This window comes from Kitasatospora sp. NPDC056651 (assembly GCF_042792155.1).
Taxonomy (GTDB): Bacteria; Actinomycetota; Actinomycetes; order Streptomycetales; family Streptomycetaceae; genus Kitasatospora.
In genome coordinates this window covers 1-21652 of the sequence record NZ_JBHTWX010000075.1, presented here as the reverse complement: position 1 = coordinate 21652, position 21652 = coordinate 1, and the positions used below count along the sequence as shown (strand labels likewise).

At 76.5% G+C, this 21652-nt stretch carries 2 protein-coding genes; both read left to right on the top strand.

The genetic code is table 11. From position 1 onward, the window contains the following. Nucleotides 1–94: 94 nt before the first annotated feature. Nucleotides 95–10915, top strand: a complete 10821-nt coding sequence (locus tag ACFRAR_RS26030; protein ID WP_380700604.1) for an SDR family NAD(P)-dependent oxidoreductase — start codon at nucleotides 95–97, stop codon at nucleotides 10913–10915. A gap of 19 nt (nucleotides 10916–10934) precedes the next feature. Then, a complete protein-coding gene (locus tag ACFRAR_RS26025; RefSeq protein WP_380700603.1) occupies nucleotides 10935–21389 on the top strand; it encodes an SDR family NAD(P)-dependent oxidoreductase in 10455 nt (3484 codons plus the stop codon). The last annotated feature ends 263 nt before the right edge of the window (nucleotides 21390–21652 follow it).

Sequence of the window (21652 nt, the reverse complement as noted above, 5' to 3'; positions counted from 1 at the left end):
GCGGTGTGACGGGGGCGAGGCGCGGGTGGGCGCTGCCGTCCCCGCGTAACTGTTCTTTTGCCAAACGGTCTTGGCCGAATGTGGAGATGCGCGGATGAATGAGTCCAGGTCCGATTCAGTACTGGCCCGGCTGCTGGCCGACGCCGCGCCGTCGGAGCACCGGCGGTTGGTTCTCGACCTCGTGAGCCGGACGGCGGTGGCGGCGCTGAAGGCCGCACGCCCGGAGGCCGCCGACACCTTGGACACCGCGCTCGCCTTCACCGAGCTCGGCTTCGACTCGCTGGCCTCGGTCGACCTCCAGGCCCGCCTGGTCGCGGCCACCGGCCTCGACCTGCCGGTCACCGTGGTCTACGAGTGCCCGACCCCGGCCGCGCTGGTCGACCGGCTGCTCACCGGGGCGCTCGGCGCCGTCACCCCCGAACCGGCCCCGACCGCCAACCTCGGCGCGGGCATGGGGGCACCTCCCGGCCGCCAGGCTGGGGGAGAGCCGATCGCGATCGTCGGCATCGGCTGCCGGTTCGCGGGCGGGGTCGACTCGCCGGAGCGGCTCTGGCAGCTGCTGCGCGAAGGCGGCGAGGTGCTCTCCGACTTCCCCGAGGACCGCGGCTGGGACCTCGACCGGCTGTTCGACGAGGACCCGGAGACCCCCGGCAGCAGCTACGTCCGGCGCGGCGGGTTCATCGACACCGCCACCGAGTTCGACGCCGACTTCTTCGGCATCAGCCCGCGCGAGGCGCTGGGCATGGACCCCCAGCAGCGGCTGGTCCTGGAGACCGCCTGGCAGGCCCTGGAGCACGCCGGGGTCGACCCGCTGGCGCTGCGCGGCACCGAGGCCGGGATGTTCTTCGGCGCCGAGGTGCAGGAGTACGGCCCGCGGCTGCACGAGGCCCCCGACGGCCTCGACGCCTACCTGCTGACCGGCAACGCCCCCAGCGTCATCTCCGGCCGGGTGGCCTACGTGCTCGGCGCGCTGGGCCCCGCGGTCACCGTGGACACCGCCTGCTCCGCCTCGCTGGTCGCGATCCACCTGGCCTGCCAGTCGCTGCGCGCAGGCGAGTCCTCGCTGGCGCTGGCCGGCGGCGTCGCCGTGATGGGCGGCCCCGGCGTCTTCACCGCCTTCAGCCGCCAGCGCGGCCTGGCCCCCGACGGCCGCTGCAAGCCCTTCGCGGCCGCGGCGGACGGCACCGGCTTCGCCGAGGGCGTCGGCGTGGTGGTCCTGGAGCGGCTTTCCGAGGCCCGGCGCAACAACCACCGGGTGCTGGCCGTGGTGCGCGGCTCGGCCGTCAACCAGGACGGTGCCAGCAACGGGCTCACCGCGCCCAGCGGCACCTCCCAGCAGCGGGTGATCCGCCAGGCCCTGGCCAACGCCGGCCTGCGGGCCGACGAGGTGGACGCCGTCGACGCGCACGGCACCGGCACCACGCTCGGCGACCCGATCGAGGCCACCGCGCTGCTCGCCACCTACGGGCAGGACCGGCCCGAGGACGCGCCGCTGCTGCTCGGCTCGGCCAAGTCGAACCTGGGCCACACCCAGGGCGCCGCCGGCGTCGCCGGGGTGATCAAGATGGTGCTGAGCATGCAGCACGGCTACCTGCCGAAGAGCCTGCACATCGACGCCCCGAGCCCGCACGTCAACTGGTCGGCCGGCGCGGTCGAACTGCTCGCCGAGGGCCGGCCATGGCCCGAGACCGGGGCGCCGCGCCGCTCCGGCGTCTCCTCGTTCGGCGTCAGCGGCACCAACGCCCACGTCCTGCTGGAGCACGACGCCGAGGCCGAGCTGCCGCTCGCCGCGGAGCCCGCCGCCGACCCGGCCGACCCGGCCGACCCCGCCGACCCCGCCGGCTCCGGCGTGCTGCCGTACGTGCTGTCGGCGCGCGGCGAGCAGGCGCTGCGCGACCGGGCCGCGGACCTGCTCCCGCTGCTGGAGGGCGACGAGGTCCGCCTCGCCGACCTCTCCCGGGCGCTGGCCACCACCCGGGCCGGCCTGGCCGACCGTGCCGCGATCGTCGCCGGGGACCGCGCGGAGCTGCGCGCCGCGCTGAGCGCCATCGCCGCCGGCACCGCCCCGGCCGGCACCGCCGCGACCGGCGTCGCCGGCCCCGGCAAGCTCGCCTTCCTGTTCACCGGCCAGGGCAGCCAGCGGCTGGCGATGGGCCGTGAACTCCTCGCCGCCTTCCCGGTGTTCGCCGAGGCCCTGGAGCGGGCCTGCGGCTACCTGGACCTCCAGCTGGACCTGCCGCTCACCGAGGTGCTGTTCGCCGCCGAGGGCTCGCCCGAGGCCGAGCTGCTGCACCGCACCGAGTACGCCCAGCCGGCCCTGTTCGCGGTCGAGGTCGCGCTGTTCCGCCTCGCCGAGAGCTGGGGCCTGCGCCCCGACTACCTGGCCGGGCACTCGATCGGCGAGCTGGCCGCCGCGCACGTGGCCGGGGTCCTCACCCTGGAGGACGCCGCCATCCTGGTGGCCGCGCGCGGCCGGCTGATGCAGGCGCTGCCGGCCGGCGGCGCGATGGTCGCGGTGCAGGCCACCGAGGCCGAGGTGGCGCCGCTGCTCACCGACCGGGTCGGCCTCGCGGCGGTCAACGGCCCGCGCGCGGTGGTGCTCTCCGGTGACGAGGCGCAGGTGCTGCGGATCGCCGGGGAGCTGGCGGAGGCGGGGCACCGGACCAAGCGGCTGCGGGTGAGCCACGCCTTCCACTCGCCGCTGATGGAGCCGATGCTCACCGAGTTCCGCCGGATCGCGAAGGTCCTGACGTACACGGCGCCGAAGATCCCGATCGTCTCCACGGTCACCGGCGAGCTGTGCACCGCCGCGGTGGCGACGCCCGAGTACTGGGTCGAGCACGTGGCGGCGCAGGTGCGGTTCGCCGGCGCGATGGAGTGGCTGGCCGGCGCCGGGGTGGACACCTTCCTGGAGATCGGCCCGGACGGCGTGCTCTGCGCCATGGGCCAGGAGTGCCTGGACGGCTCCCCGGCCGTCTTCGCCCCGCTGCTGCGCCGCGAGCACTCCGAGCCGCGGCAGGCCCTGGCGGCCCTGGCGGCGGCCTACTGCGCCGGGGTGTCGGTGGACTGGGCCCGCTTCCACGCCGGCCGGGACGGGCGTCCGGTCGAGCTGCCGAACTACCCCTTCCAGCGCAAGCGGTTCTGGCTGGAGCCGGGCTCGGCCCGCGCCGACCTCGCCGACCTCGGCCAACTGCCCGCCGGGCACCCGCTGTTGAGCGCGGTGGTGGCCGTCGGCGCGGACGGCGTGGTGCTCACCGGGCACCTCTCGCTGCGGACCCAGCCCTGGCTGGGCGACCACGTCATCGCCGGGCGGGTGCTCTTCCCCGGCACCGCCTTCGTCGAGCTGGCCGTGCGCGCGGGCGACCACGTGGGCGCCGGCGCGATCGAGGAACTCACCCTGGGCGCCCCGCTGGTGCTGCCCGCCGAGGGCGGCGCGGGCATCCAGGTCGCGGTGGGCGAGCCCGACGAGACCGGCCGCCGCCGGCTGACCGTCCACTCCCGGGCGGACGGCGCGGACGCCGGGCACTGGACCCAGCACGCCGAGGGTGTGCTGGCCCCCGAGGCCGAGCCGCTGCCCCGCCCGCTGGACAGCTGGCCGCCGCAGGGCGCCGAAGCGATCGACCTCACCGGCGTCTACCAGGCGCTGGCCGCCCAGGGCTACGGCTACGGCCCGGCCTTCCAGGGCCTGCGGGCCGCCTGGCGGCAGGGCGGCGAGGTCTTCGCCGAGGTCGAGCTGCCCGCCGAACTCGTCGCCGAAGCAGCCGAGTTCGGCCTGCACCCGGCGCTGCTGGACGCCGCCCTGCACGCCGCGGACCTGGGCGCCGAGCCCCGCGCCGAGGTGCTGGTGCCGTTCGCCTGGACCGGCGTGTCACTGCACGCCGCGGGGGCCGCCTCGGTGCGGGTGCGGATCTCCCACCCGGGCAAGGACACCCTCGCGCTCGACTTCGCCGACGCCACCGGCGCGCCGCTGGCCACCGTACGGGGGCTGGTCTCCCGCCCGGTGTCGGACGACGAAGTCCTCTACGCCGTACGGCAGTCGCCGCTGGGCCTGTCGGCCGCGCCGGAGCGGCTGCGGATCGCGGTGCTGGAGGACGCCGACCTCGCCGGCCTCGCCGACCCGCTGCCGCGGGCCGTGGTGCTGCGCGCGGCGGCCGGCTCCGGGGAGCTGGCGCTCGCGGCCCGGGGCGCCACCGCCCGGGTGCTGGGGGTGCTCCAGGCCTGGCTGGCCGAGGACCGCTTCGCCGACACCACCCTGGTGGTGGTCACCTCGCCCGCGCTCGCCGAGGCCCCCGTGCGCGGCCTGGTGCGCTCGGCCCAGGCGGAGAACCCCGGGCGCCTCGTCCTGGTCGAGCACCCGGGCCTGCCCACCGAGACCGAGCTGTCCGCCGTGCTCGCCACCGGCGAGCCCGAAGTCTCGTTGTTGGACGGCGAGTTCACCGCGCCCAGGCTGGCCGTGCTGCCCTCGGCGGCGAACCCGGCACCCGACTGGGGCACCGTGCTGATCACCGGCGGCACCGGCGGCCTGGGCGGCCTGCTGGCCCGCCACCTGGTCGCCGAGCACGGCGTGCGCAGCCTGGTGCTGGCCGGCCGCCGCGGCTCCGCGCCCGAACTCCAGGCCGAACTGGCCGCGGCGGGCGCCGAGGTGGCCGTGGTCGGCTGCGACGTCGGCGACCGCGACGCGGTGGCCGCCCTGCTCGCCGCCCACCCGGTCGACTCGGTGATCCACGCCGCCGGCACGGTGCGCGACGGCGTGATCGGCTCGCTCACCGAGGAGACGCTGGCGAAGGTGTTCCGGGCCAAGGTGGACGGCGCCTGCCACCTGCACGAACTCACCGCCGAGCAGGACCTCAAGGCCTTCGTGCTGTTCTCCTCGCTCGCCGCCGTCCTCGACGGCGCCGGGCAGGGCAACTACGCGGCGGCCAACGCCTTCCTGGACGCGCTCGCCGAGCACCGCGCCTCGCTGGGCCTGCCCGCCACCGCCCTCGCCTGGGGCCTGTGGACCGGCGAGGCCGGCATGGGCGCCGCGCTCGACGAGGCGACGCTGGCCCGGATCGCCCGCTACGGGGTGCCCGGACTGGACGCGGCGCACTCGCTGCGCCTGTTCGACGCCGCGGTGCGCACCGGCGCGGCCCGGGTGGTCCCCGTCGAGGTGGACGCCGCCGCCGTGCGCGGCCGCACCGACGGCATCCCGGCGCTGCTCAGCGGCCTGGTGCGGCCGGTCAACCGCCGGGCGTCGGCGGCCCGCGGCACCCGCGACCTGGCCGCCGCCGGCGCCCTGGGCGCGCTGCCCGCCGCCGACCGGGACCGCACCCTGCTGGAGCTGGTCCGCACCGAGGTGGCGGCCGTGCTGCGGCACGACAGCGCGGCGGCGATCAGCCCGACCCGGGCGTTCACCGAGCTCGGCTTCGACTCGCTGGCCGCCGTGGAACTGCGCAACCGCCTCAACTCGGCGACCGGGCTGCGGCTTCCGGCCACCCTCGTCTTCGACTACCCGGCGCCGAAGGTGCTGGCCGAGCACATCCGCGACACCCTGTTCGGCGGGGAGCCCGAGGCGCCGGCCGCTCCGGTGGCGGCGTCCGCCGGCCGCCAGGCCGGGGAAGACCCGATCGTGATCGTCGGGATGAGCTGCCGCTACCCCGGCGGCGTCGAGTCGCCCGAGGACCTGTGGCGGCTGGTCGCCGACGGCGTCGACACCATCGCGGACTTCCCCGCCGACCGCGGCTGGGACACCGAGGCGATCTTCGACCCGGAGCCCGGCACGCCCGGCAAGACGTACTCCCGCGAGGGCGGATTCCTCTACCGGGCGGCCGAGTTCGACGCCGACTTCTTCGGCATCAGCCCGCGCGAGGCGGTCGCGATGGACCCGCAGCAGCGCCTGCTGCTGGAGGTCTCCTGGGAGGCCTTCGAGCGCGCGGGCATCGACCCGGCGACGGTCCGCGGCACCGCGACCGGGGTGTTCGCCGGTGTGATGTACCACGACTACGGCAGCTGGCTCACCGACGCCCCCGAGGAGGTGGCCGCCTACTTCGGCAACGGTACCCTCGGCAGCGTGGTCTCCGGACGCGTCGCGTACGCGCTCGGGCTCGAAGGGCCGGCCGTCACCGTCGACACCGCCTGCTCCTCCTCGCTGGTCACCCTGCACCTGGCCGCCCAGGCGCTGCGCGGCGGCGAGTGCACCCTCGCCCTGGCCGGGGGCGTCACCGTGATGTCCACCCCCGACACCTTCATCGACTTCAGCCGCCAGCGCGGCCAGGCCGCCGACGGACGCTGCAAGTCCTTCGCCGCCGCGGCCGACGGCACCGGCTGGGGCGAGGGCGTCGGCATGCTGGTGCTGGAGCGCCTGTCGGACGCCGAGCGCAACGGCCACCGGGTGCTCGCCGTGCTGCGCGGCAGCGCGATCAACCAGGACGGCGCCTCCAACGGGCTGACCGCCCCCAACGGGCCCTCGCAGCAGCGGGTGATCCGGCAGGCGCTGGCCAGTGCCGGGCTGTCGGCCGCCGAGGTCGACGTGGTGGAGGCGCACGGCACCGGCACCACGCTGGGCGACCCGATCGAGGCCCAGGCGCTGCTGGCCACCTACGGCCAGGAGCACTCGGCGGACCAGCCGCTGTGGCTCGGCTCGATCAAGTCGAACATCGGACACACCCAGGCCGCCGCCGGTGTGGCCGGTGTGATCAAGATGGTCGAGGCGATGCGCCACGGCGTGCTGCCCAGGACCCTGCACGTGGACGCCCCCTCGGACCAGGTGGACTGGACGGCGGGCGCCGTCGAACTGCTCACCGAGTCCCGGGACTGGCCCGAGGCCGAGCACCCGCGCCGTGCCGCCGTCTCCTCCTTCGGCATCAGCGGCACCAACGCCCACGTCATCCTGGAGCAGGCCCCGGCCGTCGAGGAGGCGCCGGCCACCGGCACCCCGCCCACCCTGGTGGCGCTGCCGGTCTCGGCCCGCAGCCCCGAGGCGCTGGCCGCCCAGGCCGAGCGGCTGGCCGCCGTCGGCGGGCGGGAACTCGCGGACCTCGGCCTCGCCCTGGCCACCACCCGCGGCACCCACCCGTACCGCGCCGTGGTGCTGGCCGGCGAGCGCGCCGGACTCGACGCAGCCCTGGCCGCGCTGAGCGCCGGTACGGAAGCCCCCGGGCTGGTCACCGGCACCGCCGACGAGGGCTCCCTGGCCTTCCTCTTCTCCGGCCAGGGCTCGCAGCGCCCCGGCATGGGACGGGAGCTGTACGACGCCTTCCCGGTCTACGCCGAGCACTTCGACGCCGTCGCCGCCCACTTCGACGGCGGGCTCAAGGAGGTGGTCTTCGGCACGGACGCCGAGCTGCTGAGCCGGACGGAGTACACCCAGGCCGCGCTGTTCGCCACCGAGGTGGCGCTCTTCCGGCTGCTGGAGTCCTTCGGCCTGCGCCCGGACTTCCTGGCCGGCCACTCCATCGGCGAGCTGGCCGCCGCCCACGTCAGCGGCGTCTGGTCGCTGGCGGACGCGGCGAAGGCCGTCGCCGCCCGGGGCCGGCTGATGCAGGCGCTGCCCGAGGGCGGCGCGATGGTCGCGGTCCGGGCGAGCGAGGCCGAGGTGCTGCCGCTGCTGGACGAGCGGGTCAGCATCGCGGCGGTCAACGGACCGCGCTCGGTGGTGCTCTCCGGCGACACCGAGGCGGTGCTGGAACTGGCGGCCCGCTTCGAGCGCTCCAAGCGGCTGACCGTCTCGCACGCCTTCCACTCGCCCCGGATGGACGACATGCTGGCCGAGTTCGGCGCGGTGCTGGCCGAGCTGGACCACGCCGAGCCGTACATCCCGATCGTCTCCACCCTCACCGGCCGCCCGGCGAGCCCGGCGGAGCTGCGCAGCCCCGAGTACTGGGTCCGGCACGTCCGGGAGAGCGTGCGCTTCGCCGACGGCGTCGCCGCGCTGGCCGAGCAGGGCGTCACCACCTTCCTGGAGCTGGGCCCGGACTCGGTGCTGAGCGCCATGGGCCCGGACTGCCTGCCCGAGGACACGCCGGCGGTCTTCGCCTCGGTCGCCCGCAAGGGCAAGCCCGAGGTCGCGGAGCTGCTGGGCGCCCTCGCGCTGGCCCACACCCGCGGCGCCGCCCTCGACTGGCCCGCGCTCTACGGCGACTACACCCCCCGGCCGGTCGAGCTGCCGACCTACGCCTTCCACCACCGGCGGTTCTGGCTGGACGTCCCGGCCGCCAAGGGCGACGCGGGCAGCCTCGGCCAGGCGCCGGTGGACCACCCGCTGGTCGGCGCCGAGATCCGGCTGGCCTCCTCCGACGAGGTGGTGCTGACCGGACGGGTCTCGCGCGCCACCCACCCGATGCTGACCGAGCACGCCGTCCTCGGCACCGTCCTGCTGCCGGGAACGGCCCTGGTCGACCTGGCGATCCGGGCCGGCGACCTGCTCGGCCTGCCCGTCCTGGAGGAACTCACCCTCCAGGCACCGCTGCTGCTGCCGGAGTCGGGCGCCGTCCAGCTCCAGGTCGTCGCCGCGCGCGGCGGAGCCGTCCAGGTCTTCTCCCGCCCGGCGGGCTCCGAGGACGCCGCCTGGACCACCAACGCCACCGGCCTGCTCGCCGAGCGCGGCGAGGCCCGCCCCGAGGCGTCCGGCCCGTGGCCGCCGGCCGGCGCGACCGAGGTCGACGTCACCGGCCTGTACGAGCGGATGCGCGCCGAGGGCTACCAGTACGGCCCGGCCTTCCAGGGCGTCAAGGCGGCCTGGCGGCGCGGCGAGGAGGTCTTCACCGAGCTCGAACTGCCCGCCGCCGAACGGCCCGCCGCCGCCCGCTTCGGACTGCACCCCGCCCTGCTGGACGCCGCCCTGCACGCCACCTCCCTGCTGGACGAGGGACGCGACGCACCGGCGGACGGCAAGGTGCTGCTCCCGTTCGCCTGGAACGGGGTCGAACTGCACACCGGTGGCGCCTCGGCGGCCCGGGTGCGGCTGACCCGCCAGGACGGCGACGGCATCCGGATCGAGCTGGCCGACGGCGCCGGGGTCCCGGTCGCCACGGTCTCCTCCTTCGTGACCCGCCCGGTGGCGGCCGGACAGCTCGGCCCCCAGCAGGACTCGCTGTACGCGGTGGAGCTGACCCCCCGCCCCGACCTGGCCCCCCAGGGCGTCGGCAACCGGCAGTTCGCGGTGCTCGGCACCGACGGCCTCGGCCTCGGCCTGCCCGTCCACCCGGACCTGGCCGCACTCGGCGACGCCGTCCCCGACGTGCTGCTGCTGCCGGTCCCGACGCCGGCCGGCGAGCCGGTGCCGGACGGCGTGCGGGCCGCCCTGCGGGCCGTGCTCGGCCCCGTCCAGGAGTGGCTGCGCGAGGACCGGTACGCCAAGGCCACGCTGGTCGTGCTGACCGGTCAGGGCCTGGCGGACGCCGCCGTGCGCGGCCTGGTCCGCGCGGCCCAGGCCGAGGACCCGGGCCGGATCGTCCTGGTGGACTCCGACGGCGGCCTCACCCTGCCGCTGCTGGCCGCCGCCCTCGACTCCGGGGAGAGCGAATCGGCGCTGCGCGACGGCGGCGTCCTGGTGCCGCGCCTGGCCAGGGTCCAGCCGCCGCGGGCCGAGCAGGGCGACCCCGAGTGGGGCACCGTGCTGATCACCGGCGGCACCGGCGGCCTGGGCGCGCTGGTGGCCCGGCACCTGGTCACCGAGCACGGTGTGCGCAGCCTGGTGCTGGCCGGACGGCGCGGCCTCCAGGCCCCCGAGGCCCGGGAGCTGCGGGACGAGCTGGCCGGACTCGGCGCCGAGGCGGCCGTGGTGGCCTGCGACGTCGCCGACCGGGCCGCGCTGGCCGCGCTGCTCGCCGAGCACCCGGTCCACAGCGTGGTGCACACCGCGGGCGTCCTGGACGACGCCCTGTTCGGCTCGCTGACCCCCGAGCGGATCGACCCGGTGCTGCGGCCCAAGGTCGACGGCGCCTGGCACCTGCACGAGCTGACCCGGGACCGGGAGATCGGCCGGTTCGTGCTGTTCTCCTCGGTGGCCGGCACCCTGGACGCCACCGGGCAGGGCAACTACGCCGCCGCCAACGTCTTCCTGGAGGCACTGGCCGAGCAGCGGGCCGCGGCCGGCCTGCCGGCCACCGCGCTGGCCTGGGGCCTGTGGGCGGGCGCCGGCGGGATGGGCGGCCGGCTCGGCGAGGCCGAACGGGAGCGGATCGAGCGCTCCGGCATCGGCGCGCTGGACCCGGCCGAGGGACTGGCCCTGTTCGACGCCGCCGTGCGCGCCGGACGCCCCACCCTGGTGCCGGTCCGGCTGGACCTGGCGGCGCTGCGCGAGCGCGGCGAGTCCGTCCCCGCCGTGCTGCGCGCCCTGGTGCGGCCCGCCGTCCGCCGGGGCGCGGCCACCGCCGTCGGCTCCGGCGCCGCCGGCGCCGTGGCCCCGCTGGTCCAGCGGCTGGGCACCCTGCCGGCCGCCGACCACGAGCACGCGGTGCTGGAGGCGGTCCGCTCCCAGGTGGCCGCCGTGCTCGGGCACGACGGCTCGGCCGCCGTCCAACCCCGGCGCGCCTTCACCGAGTTGGGCTTCGACTCACTCGCCGCGGTGGAGCTGCGCAACAAGCTCAACGCGGTCAGCGGGCTGCGCCTGCCGTCCACGATGATCTTCGACTACGCGACCCCGGCGGCGCTCGCCGCGTACCTGCTGGACAGGCTGCGCCCGGAGCAGGCCGAGGCCGTGGCCGAGGAGCCGGACGACGCCAGGGTGGCCGAGCTGCTGGCCGGCATCCCGGTGGCCAGGCTCCGCGAGTCCGGCCTGCTGGAGCGGCTGCTGAAGCTCTCCGAGACCGCCCCCGCCGAGGCCGCCCCGGCCGCCGCGCCGGCCGAGCCCGAGGCCGACCGCGCCTCGGCGATCAAGAACATGGACATCTCCGATCTCATCCGCACTGCGCTCGACCGTAGCGACGCCAAGTAATCAGGGAGCGACACCGACCGTGGATACATCCGTCGAGCAGATAGTCGAGGCGCTGCGCGAGTCGTTGCTGGAGAACGAACGGCTGCGCCAGCAGAACACGCGGATCGAGGCGGCGACGCACGAGCCGATCGCCATCGTGGCGATGAGCTGCCGCTACCCGGGCGGCGTCAGCTCGCCCGAGCAGCTGTGGCAGCTGGTCGACCAGGGCGTGGACGCGGTGGGGGACTTCCCCGCCGACCGCGACTGGGACGTCGAGGGGCTGTACGACCCGGACCCGGACGCCCCGGGCAAGACCCACGTCCGCGAGGGCGGCTTCCTCTACGACGCGCCGCGCTTCGACGCCGCCTTCTTCGGCATCTCGCCGCGCGAGGCGATCGCCATGGACCCCCAGCAGCGCCTGCTGCTGGAGGTCTCCTGGGAGGCGTTCGAGCGGGCCAACATCGACCCGCACACCCTGCGCGGCAGCCGCACCGGCATCTTCGCCGGGGTGATGTACCACGACTACGGCAGCTGGCTGGCCGAGGTGCCCGAGGGCGTCGAGGGCTACCTCGGCAACGGCAACCTGGGCAGCGTCGCCTCGGGCCGGGTCTCCTACACGCTGGGCCTGGAGGGGCCCGCCGTCACCGTGGACACCGCCTGCTCCTCCTCGCTGGTCGCGCTGCACCTGGCGGTCCAGGCACTGCGCACCGGCGAGTGCGCCTACGCGCTGGCCGGCGGCGTCACCGTGATGTCCACCCCGGACACCTTCGTGGACTTCAGCCGCCAGCGCGGGCTCTCGCTGGACGGCCGCTGCAAGTCCTTCGCCGCCTCGGCGGACGGCACCGGCTGGGGCGAGGGCGTCGGCATGGTGCTGCTGGAGCGCCTGTCGGACGCCGAGCGCAACGGGCACCGGGTGCTCGCCGTGGTCCGCGGCAGCGCGATCAACCAGGACGGCGCCTCCAACGGGCTGACCGCCCCCAACGGGCCGTCCCAGCAGCGGGTGATCCGCCAGGCGCTGGCCAACGCCAGGCTCACCGCCGACCAGGTGCACCTGGTCGAGGCGCACGGCACCGGCACCCCGCTCGGCGACCCGATCGAGGCGCAGGCGCTGCTCGCGACCTACGGGCAGGAGCGCGCCGACGGCGAGCCGCTCCGGCTCGGCTCGATCAAGTCGAACATCGGCCACACCCAGGCCGCCGCCGGCGTCGCCGGGGTGATCAAGCTCGTGATGGCGATGCGCCACGGCCGGATGCCGAAGACGCTGCACGTCAACGAGCCCACCCCGCAGGTGGACTGGACCGAGGGCGCGGTCGAGCTGCTCACCGAGGCCAGGGAATGGCCCGCGGGCGTCGAGGTCCGGCGCGCCGCGGTCTCCTCCTTCGGCATCAGCGGCACCAACGCCCACGTGATCCTGGAGGGCGTGTCCGAGCCCGAGGCGCCGCAGCGGGCCGCCGACGTGGCCGGACCGCTCCCGCTGGTGCTCTCCGGCAAGGGCGAGCAGGGCCTCGCCGCCCAGGCGCGGCGGCTGCTCGACCACCTGGACAGCGCCCCGCTGCCCGACCTCGCCTGGACCCTCGCCACCTCCCGCGCCGCGCTCGGCGAGCGCGCCGTGGTGATCGGCGCGGACCGCGCCGCGCTGGCCGCCGGACTCACCGAGCTGGCCGCCGGGCGCGCCGCGGCGGGCGTGGTGCGCGGCGGGCGCCAGAACGAGTCCCGGATCGCCTTCGTCTTCCCCGGCCAGGGCTCCCAGTGGATCGGCATGGCGGCCGAACTGCTGGAATCCTCACCGGTGTTCGCCGCCCGGATGGCCGAGTGCGCCCAGGCGCTGGCCCCGCACACGGACTGGGACCTGCTGGAGGTCATCCGCGACGCCGGCTCGCTGGACCGGGTCGACGTGGTGCAGCCCGCGCTCTGGGCGGTCATGGTCTCGCTGGCCGAGCTGTGGCGCTCCTACGGGGTGCGCCCGGCCGCCGTCATCGGGCACTCCCAGGGCGAGATCGCGGCCGCCTGCGTGGCCGGCGCGCTCTCGCTGGCCGACGGCGCCAAGGTCGCGGCCCTGCGCAGCCTGGCCATCGCGGACGACCTGTCCGCGCGCGGCGGCATGATGTCGGTCGCGCTGGCCGCGGAGCAGGTCGGTGAGCGGCTCGCCGCGTACCAGGGGCGGCTCTCGGTGGCCGCCGTCAACGGCGCGGCCTCGGTGGTCGTCTCCGGCGACCCCGACGCCCTGGACGAGCTGCAGGTCGCGCTGCGCGCCGACGGCGTGCGGGCCAAGCGCCTGCCGGTGGACTACGCCTCGCACTCGGCCCAGGTGGAGACGATCCGCGAGCGGCTGCTCAAGGAGCTCGCCGGGCTGAGCCCGCGCTCCGCCGAGGTGCCGTTCTACTCCACGGTGACCGGCACGCTGTTCGACACCGCGGGCCTGGACGCCGACTACTGGTACACCAACCTGCGCCAGAGCGTGCTCTTCGAGGGCACCACCCGGCTGCTGCTCGACAGCGGCTACGGCGTCTTCGTCGAGTGCAGCCCGCACCCGGTGCTGCTGAACAGCGTCGCGGAGACGGCGGAGGCGCTGGACGCCGAGGTCGCCGGGATCGGCTCGCTGCGCCGCGACGAGGGCGGCCCGGAGCGCTTCCTGACCTCGCTGGCCGAGGCGCACGTGCAGGGCGTCGCCCTCGACTGGGCGGCGGTCTTCGCCGGGACGCCGGTGCGCAAGGTGGACCTGCCCACCTACGCCTTCCAGCGCGAGCGGTTCTGGCTCGGCGGCTCCCAGGCGGTGGGCGACGTGACGGCGGCCGGGCTGGTCGCCGCCGGGCACCCGCTGCTCGGCGCCTCGGTCGCGGTCGCCGACGGCGGCGGCATGCTCTTCACCGGCCGGCTCGCCACCGCCACCGCGCCCTGGCTCGCCGACCACGCGGTGGGCGGCACGGTCCTGCTGCCGGGCACCGCGTTCGTGGAACTGGCCGTCAAGGCCGGCGACGAGGTCGGCTGCGGCCGGGTGGCCGAACTGACCATGGAGGTGCCGCTGCTGCTGCCCGAGCGCGGCGCCGTCCAACTCCAGCTGCACGTCGGCGAGTCGGACGACTCGGGCCGGCGCCCGCTGACCGTGCACTCGCGCCCCGAGGGCGACGAGGGCGACTGGACCCGGCACGCCAGCGGCCTGCTGGAGCCGGACACCGCCGAGGCCGGCTTCGACCTGGCGGCCTGGCCCCCGGCCGGCGCCCAGGCCGTCCCGGTGGACGGCGTGTACGAGGCACTGGCCGCCCAGGGCTACCACTACGGCCCCGCCTTCCAGGGCCTCAAGGCCGCCTGGCGGCGCGCCGACGAGGTCTTCGCCGAGGTCGAACTCCCGCTGGAGGAAGGCCGGTTCGCGCTGCACCCGGCGCTCTTCGACGCCGCCCTGCACGCCGCCGGACTCGGCGGCGACCAGGAGCCGGAGCAGGCCCGACTGCCCTTCGCCTGGAACGGCGTCTCGCTGTACGCCTCCGGGGCCAGGGCCCTGCGCCTGCGGATCACCGGCACCGACGCCCTGACCATCCAGCTCGCCGACACCACCGGCTCCCCGGTGGCCTCGGTGGACGCGCTGACCACCCGGGCGGTCGACCCCGCCGCGCTCGGCGCGGCCGGCCGCGCCGACGCCCTGTTCCGGCTCGACTGGCCGGTCGTCGCGGCGGACGGTCCGGTCCCCGCGTACGCGCTGCTCGGCGAGGGCGGCCTGGCCGAACTGGCGACCGTACCGGCGTTCGTGGTCCTGCCGGTGAGCCGGGACGAGGACCCGGTCACCGGCGTCCGGGCCGCCTGCGCCGAGGTGCTGGAGACCCTGCGGCAGTGGCTGGACAGCGAGCAGGCCGCCGCCTCCCGCCTGGTGGTGCTCACCAGGGGAGCGGTGGCGGTGGGCGCCGAGGGCGTCCGGGACCTCGCCGCGGCCGCCGTCTGGGGCCTGGTCCGCGCCGCCCAGGGCGAGAACCCCGAGCAGTTCGTCCTGGTCGACGCCGACCAGGACACCACCGTGGAGCAGGCCCTGGCGGCCGCCGCCGCCTCGGCCGAGCCCCAACTCGCCGTCCGCGACGGCAAGGTGCACGTCCCCCGGCTGGCCCGGAGCGCCCCCCAGGGCGCCGGCAGCCCGCTCGACGCCGAGGGCACCGTCCTGATCACCGGTGGCACCGGCGTGCTCGGCGCGCTGGTGGCCCGGCACCTGGTGGCCGAGCACGGCGCGCGCCACCTGCTGCTGGCCGGGCGCAGCGGCGTCGCCCAGGACGACTTCGCCGACCTGGACGCGGAGATCACCGTCGCCAAGTGCGACGCCTCCGACCGCGAGCAGCTCGCCGCGCTGCTCGCCGACATCCCCGCCGACCGCCCGCTGACCGCCGTGCTGCACCTGGCCGGCGCGCTCGACGACGGCCTGGTCACCGCGCTCACCGACGAGCGGCTGGACGCCGTCCTGCGCCCCAAGGCGGACGCGGCCTGGCACCTGCACGAGCTGACCGCCGGCCTCGACCTCACGGCGTTCGTGCTCTTCTCCTCGGCCGCCGGCACCGTGGACGGCGCCGGCCAGTCCGGCTACGCCGCGGCCAACGCCTTCCTGGACGGCCTGGCCGCCCACCGCCACGCGCTCGGCCTGCCCGGCCTCTCGCTGGCCTGGGGCTTCTGGGAGCAGCGCACCGGGATGACCGCCCACCTCAGCGAGGCGGACGTGGAGCGGATGGCCCGCTCCGGGGTGCGCCCGATCACCACCGACGAGGGCCTGGCCCTGCTCGACCTCGCACTGGCGGGGGACCGGGCGCTGCTGGTGCCGATCGGCCTGGACCTGCCCGCGCTGCGCTCGGCGGGCACCTCCTCCCCGGTGCTGCGCGGCCTGCTGCGCCCGGCCGCCCGGCGCACCGCCGCGGCCGCGGCCTCGGCCCCGGGCAGCGCGCTGGACCGGCTGGCCGCCCTCGGCCGGGCGGAGCGCGACGCGGCCCTGTTCGAGCTGGTCCGCACCCATGTCGCCGCCGTGCTCGGCCACGACTCCGACATGGTGCTCGACCCGCGCCGGGCCTTCCGGGAGTGGGGCTTCGACTCGCTGACCGCGGTGGAGCTGCGCAACCGGCTCGGCCAGGCGGTCGGGCTGCGGCTGCCGGCCACCCTGGTCTTCGACTACCCGGACCCGGCCGCCCTGGTCGGCCACCTGGGCACCGAGCTGTTCGGCGCCGACGAGCCGGACCAGGCCGCCGCCGCCGACGACGCCCGGTCGGCCGACGACGAGCCGATCGCGATCGTGGCGATGGCCTGCCGCTTCCCCGGCGGGGTCAGCACCCCCGAGGAGCTGTGGCAGCTGCTGGCGGACGGCGTCGACGGCATCTCCGCGTTCCCGGAGGACCGCGGCTGGGACATCGAGGGGCTGTACGACCCGGAGCCGGGCAAGGCCGGCCGGACGTACTCCCGCGAAGGCGGATTCCTGTACGACGCCGCCGACTTCGAGCCGGACTTCTTCGGCATCTCGCCGCGCGAGGCGATCGCGATGGACCCGCAGCAGCGCCTGCTGCTGGAGACCTCCTGGGAGGCGCTGGAGCGCGCCGGGATCGACCCGCACTCGGTGCGGGGCAGCGCCACCGGCGTGTTCGCCGGCGTGATGTACCACGACTACGGCAGCCGGCTCAGCAACGCGCCGGAGGACGTGCGGGACTACCTGGGCAACGGCAGCCTCGGCAGCGTGGCCTCGGGCCGGGTCGCCTACACCCTCGGCCTGGAGGGCCCGACCCTCTCGGTGGACACCGCCTGCTCCTCCTCGCTGGTGGCCCTGCACCTGGCCGCCCAGGCACTGCGCGGCGGCGAGTGCACCCTCGCCCTGGCCGGCGGCGTCTCGGTGATGTCCACCGTCGACACGTTCGTGGACTTCAGCAGGCAGCGCAATCTCGCCGCCGACGGCCGGGCGAAGTCCTTCGCCGACGGCGCGGACGGCACCACGCTCTCCGAGGGCGCGGGCATGCTGCTGCTGGAGCGGCTGTCCGACGCCCGGCGCAACGGGCACGAGGTGCTGGCCGTCATCCGCGGCTCCGCCGTCAACCAGGACGGCGCCTCCAACGGGCTGACGGCCCCCAACGGGCCCTCGCAGCAGCGGGTGATCCGGCAGGCGCTGGCCAGTGCCGGGCTGTCCACCGGCGACGTCGACGTGGTGGAGGCGCACGGCACCGGCACCACGCTGGGCGACCCGATCGAGGCGCAGGCGCTGCTGGCCACCTACGGCCAGGACCGCCCGGCCGACCGGCCGCTGTGGCTGGGCTCGATCAAGTCCAACATCGGGCACACCCAGGCCGCCGCCGGTGTGGCGGGCGTGATCAAGATGGTGCAGGCGATGCGCCACGGCGTGCTGCCCAGGACCCTGCACGTGGACGAGCCCTCCGGCAAGGTCGACTGGACGGCCGGCGAGGTCAAGCTGCTCACCGAGGCCCGGGAGTGGCCGCAGACCGAGCGCCCGCGCCGGGCCGGCATCTCCTCCTTCGGGATCAGCGGCACCAACGCCCACACCATCATCGAGGCCGTCCCCGAGGAGGCCGCCGAGCCCGCCGGCACCGAGCCCGCGCTGCTGCCCGTCCTGCTCTCCGGGGCCACCCCGGAGGCGCTCTCGGCCCAGGCGGCCAAGCTGACCGCCCTGGTGGACGCGCCGATCGCCGACCTCGCCTACTCGCTGGCCACCGGCCGCTCCGAACTCGGCCACCGGGCCGCGCTGGTCGCCCGCGACCGGGACGAACTCGCCGCCGCACTGGCCGCGCTGGCGTCCGGCGAGCCGGCGCCCGGGGTGCTGCGCGGCAAGCCGGTGGCCGGCAAACTGGCCTTCCTGTTCACCGGCCAGGGCGCCCAACGCCCCGGCATGGGACGCGAGTTGTACCAGGAGTTCGATACGTTCCGGCAGGCCTTCGACGAGGTCTGCGGCCACTTTGACGACGGGCTCAAGGACCTGGTCTTCGGCACCGAAGCCGAGCCGCTGAACCGGACCGCCACCACCCAGGCCGCCCTGTTCGCCCTGGAGGTCGCGCTCTTCCGGCTGCTGGAGTCCTGGGGCATCCGGCCGGACTTCCTGGCCGGGCACTCCATCGGTGAGATCGCGGCCGCGCACGTCGCCGGGGTGCTGTCGCTGACGGACGCCGCCCGGCTGGTCGCCGCGCGCGGCCGGCTGATGCAGGCGCTGCCCGCCGGCGGCGCGATGCTGGCCGTCGACGCCGCCGAGGAGGAGGTGCTGCCGCACCTCGGGGAGGCCGTCGGCATCGCCGCCGTCAACGGGCCGAACGCCGTCGTGGTGTCCGGGACCGAGGAGGCGGTGGCCGCCGTGGAGGCCGCCTTCACCCACCGCCGGACCAAGCGCCTGGCCGTCAGCCACGCCTTCCACTCGCCGCTGATGGACCCGATGCTGGCGGAGTTCGCCGAGGTCGCGCGCGGCCTCGCGTTCGCCGCGCCGACGGTGCCGATCGTCTCCACCCTGACCGGCGAGCGGGCCACCACCGAGGAGCTGACCTCGCCCGAGTACTGGGTGCGCCACGTGCGCGAGGCCGTCCGCTTCGCCGACGGCATCCGCACCCTGGAGGCCGAGCAGGTCCGCACCTTCCTGGAACTGGGCCCCGACGCGGTGCTCTCCACCATGGGCACCCACTGCCTGGCCGACCCCGAGCGCTCGGCGCTGGTCTCCGTGCTGCGCCGGGACAAGGACGAGCCCGTCGCCCTGGCCACCGCGCTGGGGGCGCTCCAGGTGCGCGGCGTCCCGATCGACTGGGCGCGGCTGCACGACGGTACGGCGGTCCGCCGCATCGACCTGCCGACGTACGCCTTCCAGCGCCGCCGGCTCTGGCTGGACGACGGCCCGTCCGGGCCGCGCGAGGCGGCCGGATTCGGCCAGGCCGCGGCCGGGCACCCGCTGCTCGGCGCCGAACTGCGGCTGGCGGACGGCGACACCGTCGCGCTGACCGGACGCCTCTCGCTGAGCACCCACCCCTGGCTGGCCGACCACGCCGTCGCCGGCGTGGTGCTGCTGCCCGGCAGCGCCTTCGTGGAGCTGGCGGTCCAGGCGGGCGACCGGATGGGCACCGCCCTGGTCGAGGAACTGGCCATCGAGCGGCCGCTGGTGCTGCCCGCCCAGGGCGGGATCCAGCTCCAGGTGGTCGCCGGCGCCGCCGACGACGCCGGGCGCCGCCCGGTCACCGTGCACGCCCGCCCCGAGGAGGGCGGCACCGCCTGGTCCCGGCACGCCACCGGCGTCCTGGCCCCGTCGGACGCGCCGGAGCCCGACGCGCTCGCGGAGTGGCCGCCGGCCGGCGCCGTGCCCGTCGACCTCGACGGCAGCTACGACCGCCTCGCCGACCAGGGCTACGGCTACGGGCCGCTGTTCCGCTGCCTGCGCGCCGCCTGGCGGCTGGGCGAGGAGGTCTACGCCGAACTCGCCCTGCCCGAGGAGGCCGAGCCGGCCGGCTTCGGCCTGCACCCCGCGCTGCTGGACTCCGCGCTGCACGCCATCGACCTGCTCGACGGCCAGGACCCGACGGTGATGACCCTGCCGTTCTCCTGGGAGGGCGTGACGCTGTACGCGGCGGGCGCCTCGGCCCTGCGGCTGCGGCTCACCCCGCAGAGCACCGAGCAGCTGGGCATCCGGCTCTTCGACGGCGCCGGCGCACCGGTCGCCGAGGTGTCGGCGCTGCGCATCCGGCAGGTGACCGCCGAGCAGCTGAACGCCGCCTCGGCCGCGCCCGCCTCCGGCGACCTGTACGAACTGCGGTGGGAGGAGCTGGCGTTGGCGTCGCTCCCGGACGGTGCGAGCGCCGAGCCGGAGACCGTCGCCATCACCGTCGACGGCGACGCGCACGCTCCGGCCCGGGCCGCCCAGGCCGGGTACCGCGCCCTGGCGGTCCTCCAGGAACGCCTCGCCGACGGCCTCGCCGAGGGCGGTGCGCCGCTGGTGGTCGTCACCCGGGGCGCGGTCGCCGTGGACGGCGCGCCTGACCTCGCGCAGGCCGGCGTCTGGGGCCTGGTGCGGGCGGCGGCCGTCGAGCACCCGGACCGGCTGGTCCTGGTCGACCTCGACGAGGACCCCGCCTCCGAAGCCGCCCTGGCGGCGGCGGTGGCCACCGGCGAACCGGAGCTGGCGCTGCGGGCCGGCCGGGCGTACGTCCCGAGGCTGGCCGGGACCGCGGCCGCCGAGGGCGTCGCGCTGGACCCGGAGGGCACCGTGCTGATCACCGGTGGCACCGGCAGCCTCGGCCGCCTGCTCGCCCGGCACCTGGTGCGCGAGCACGGCGTCCGGCACCTGCTGCTGACCAGCCGCACCGGCGTCCTGCCGCAGGAGCTGGCGGACCTGGCCGAGCTGGGCGCCACCGTGACGGTGGCCGCCTGCGACGCCGCCGACCGTACGGCGACGGCCGAGCTGCTCGCCGCCGTCCCGGCCGAGCACCCGCTCACCGCCGTGGTGCACGCCGCCGGCGTCCTGGACGACGCCCTGGTCTCGGCGCTCACCGACGAGCGCCTGGACGCGGTGCTGCGGCCCAAGGCGGACGCGGCCTGGAACCTGCACGAGCTGACCGCCGGCCTGGACCTCAGGGCGTTCGTCCTGTTCTCCTCGGCCGCGGCCACCCTCGGGGCCGCCGGGCAGGGCAACTACGCCGCGGCCAACGCCTTCCTGGACGCCCTGGCCGCCCAGCGGCGCTCGGCGGGCCTGCCCGCGCTCTCGCTCGGCTGGGGCCTGTGGGACACCGGCTCCGGGATGGCCGGCTCGCTCGGCGAGGCGGAGCTGCGCCGGCTCTCCCGGGACGGCATCGAGCCGCTGTCGGTCGACCGGGCGCTCGCGCTCTTCGACCGGGCGCTGGGCTCGGAGCAGCCGCTGCTGCTGCCGATGAGCGTCCGGCCGACCGAGCAGGCGCCCCCGATGGTCCGCGCGCTGGCCGCCCGGACCCCGGCGCGCCGCACCGCCCAGGCGGGGCCGGCCGCGGCCGGCGAGCCGCGGCTCACCCCGCTGCCCGAGCGGCTCGCGGCGCTCCCCGCGGCGGAGAGCCGGCAGCTGCTGCTGGACACCGTGCGCGGCCACGTCGCCGGGGTGCTCGGACACCCGGGCGCCGAGTCGGTGGACCCGGAGCGCGGGTTCGGCGAGCTCGGTGTGGACTCGCTGTCCGCGCTGGAGCTGCGCAACCGGATCGGCACCGACACCGGTCTGCGGCTGTCCTCCACCCTCACCTTCGACTACCCGACCCCGGCGGCCATCGCCGACCACCTCTTCGACGAACTGGTCGGGGACGTGGACGGCGCGCCGGACGTCGAGGCCGAGGTGATCCGGCTGGAGTCCCTGCTGGAGGCGGCCGCGGCCGGCTCGGTCGACGAGGAGCAGCGCTCCCGGGTGGCCCTGCGACTGCGGGCCCTGACCGCCAAGTGGGCCGGGGACGCGCACCAGGAGCCGGCCGGGCCGAGCGGTCCGGAGCTGGACACGGCGACCGCCGACGAGCTCTTCGACCTCCTGGACGGCGAGCTCGGCAAGTTCGACTAGCAGGACCGGGGCCCGGCCGGCGGATCGCACCGGCCGGGCCCCGCGAGCCGGAGGGCGGTGCCGTCGGCACCGCCCCCTCGGCTCACCACCCCCGGTTCCCACCCCTGGGTCCACCACCCCCGGTTCCCACCCCTGGGTCCACCGGCCCCGGGTTCACCGCCTCCGGGGCCCACCGCCTCCGGGGCCCACCGACACCGGGGCCCACCGACACCGAGGTCCACCGACACCGAGGTCCACCGACCCGCCCGTCTCCCGAAGGAGCC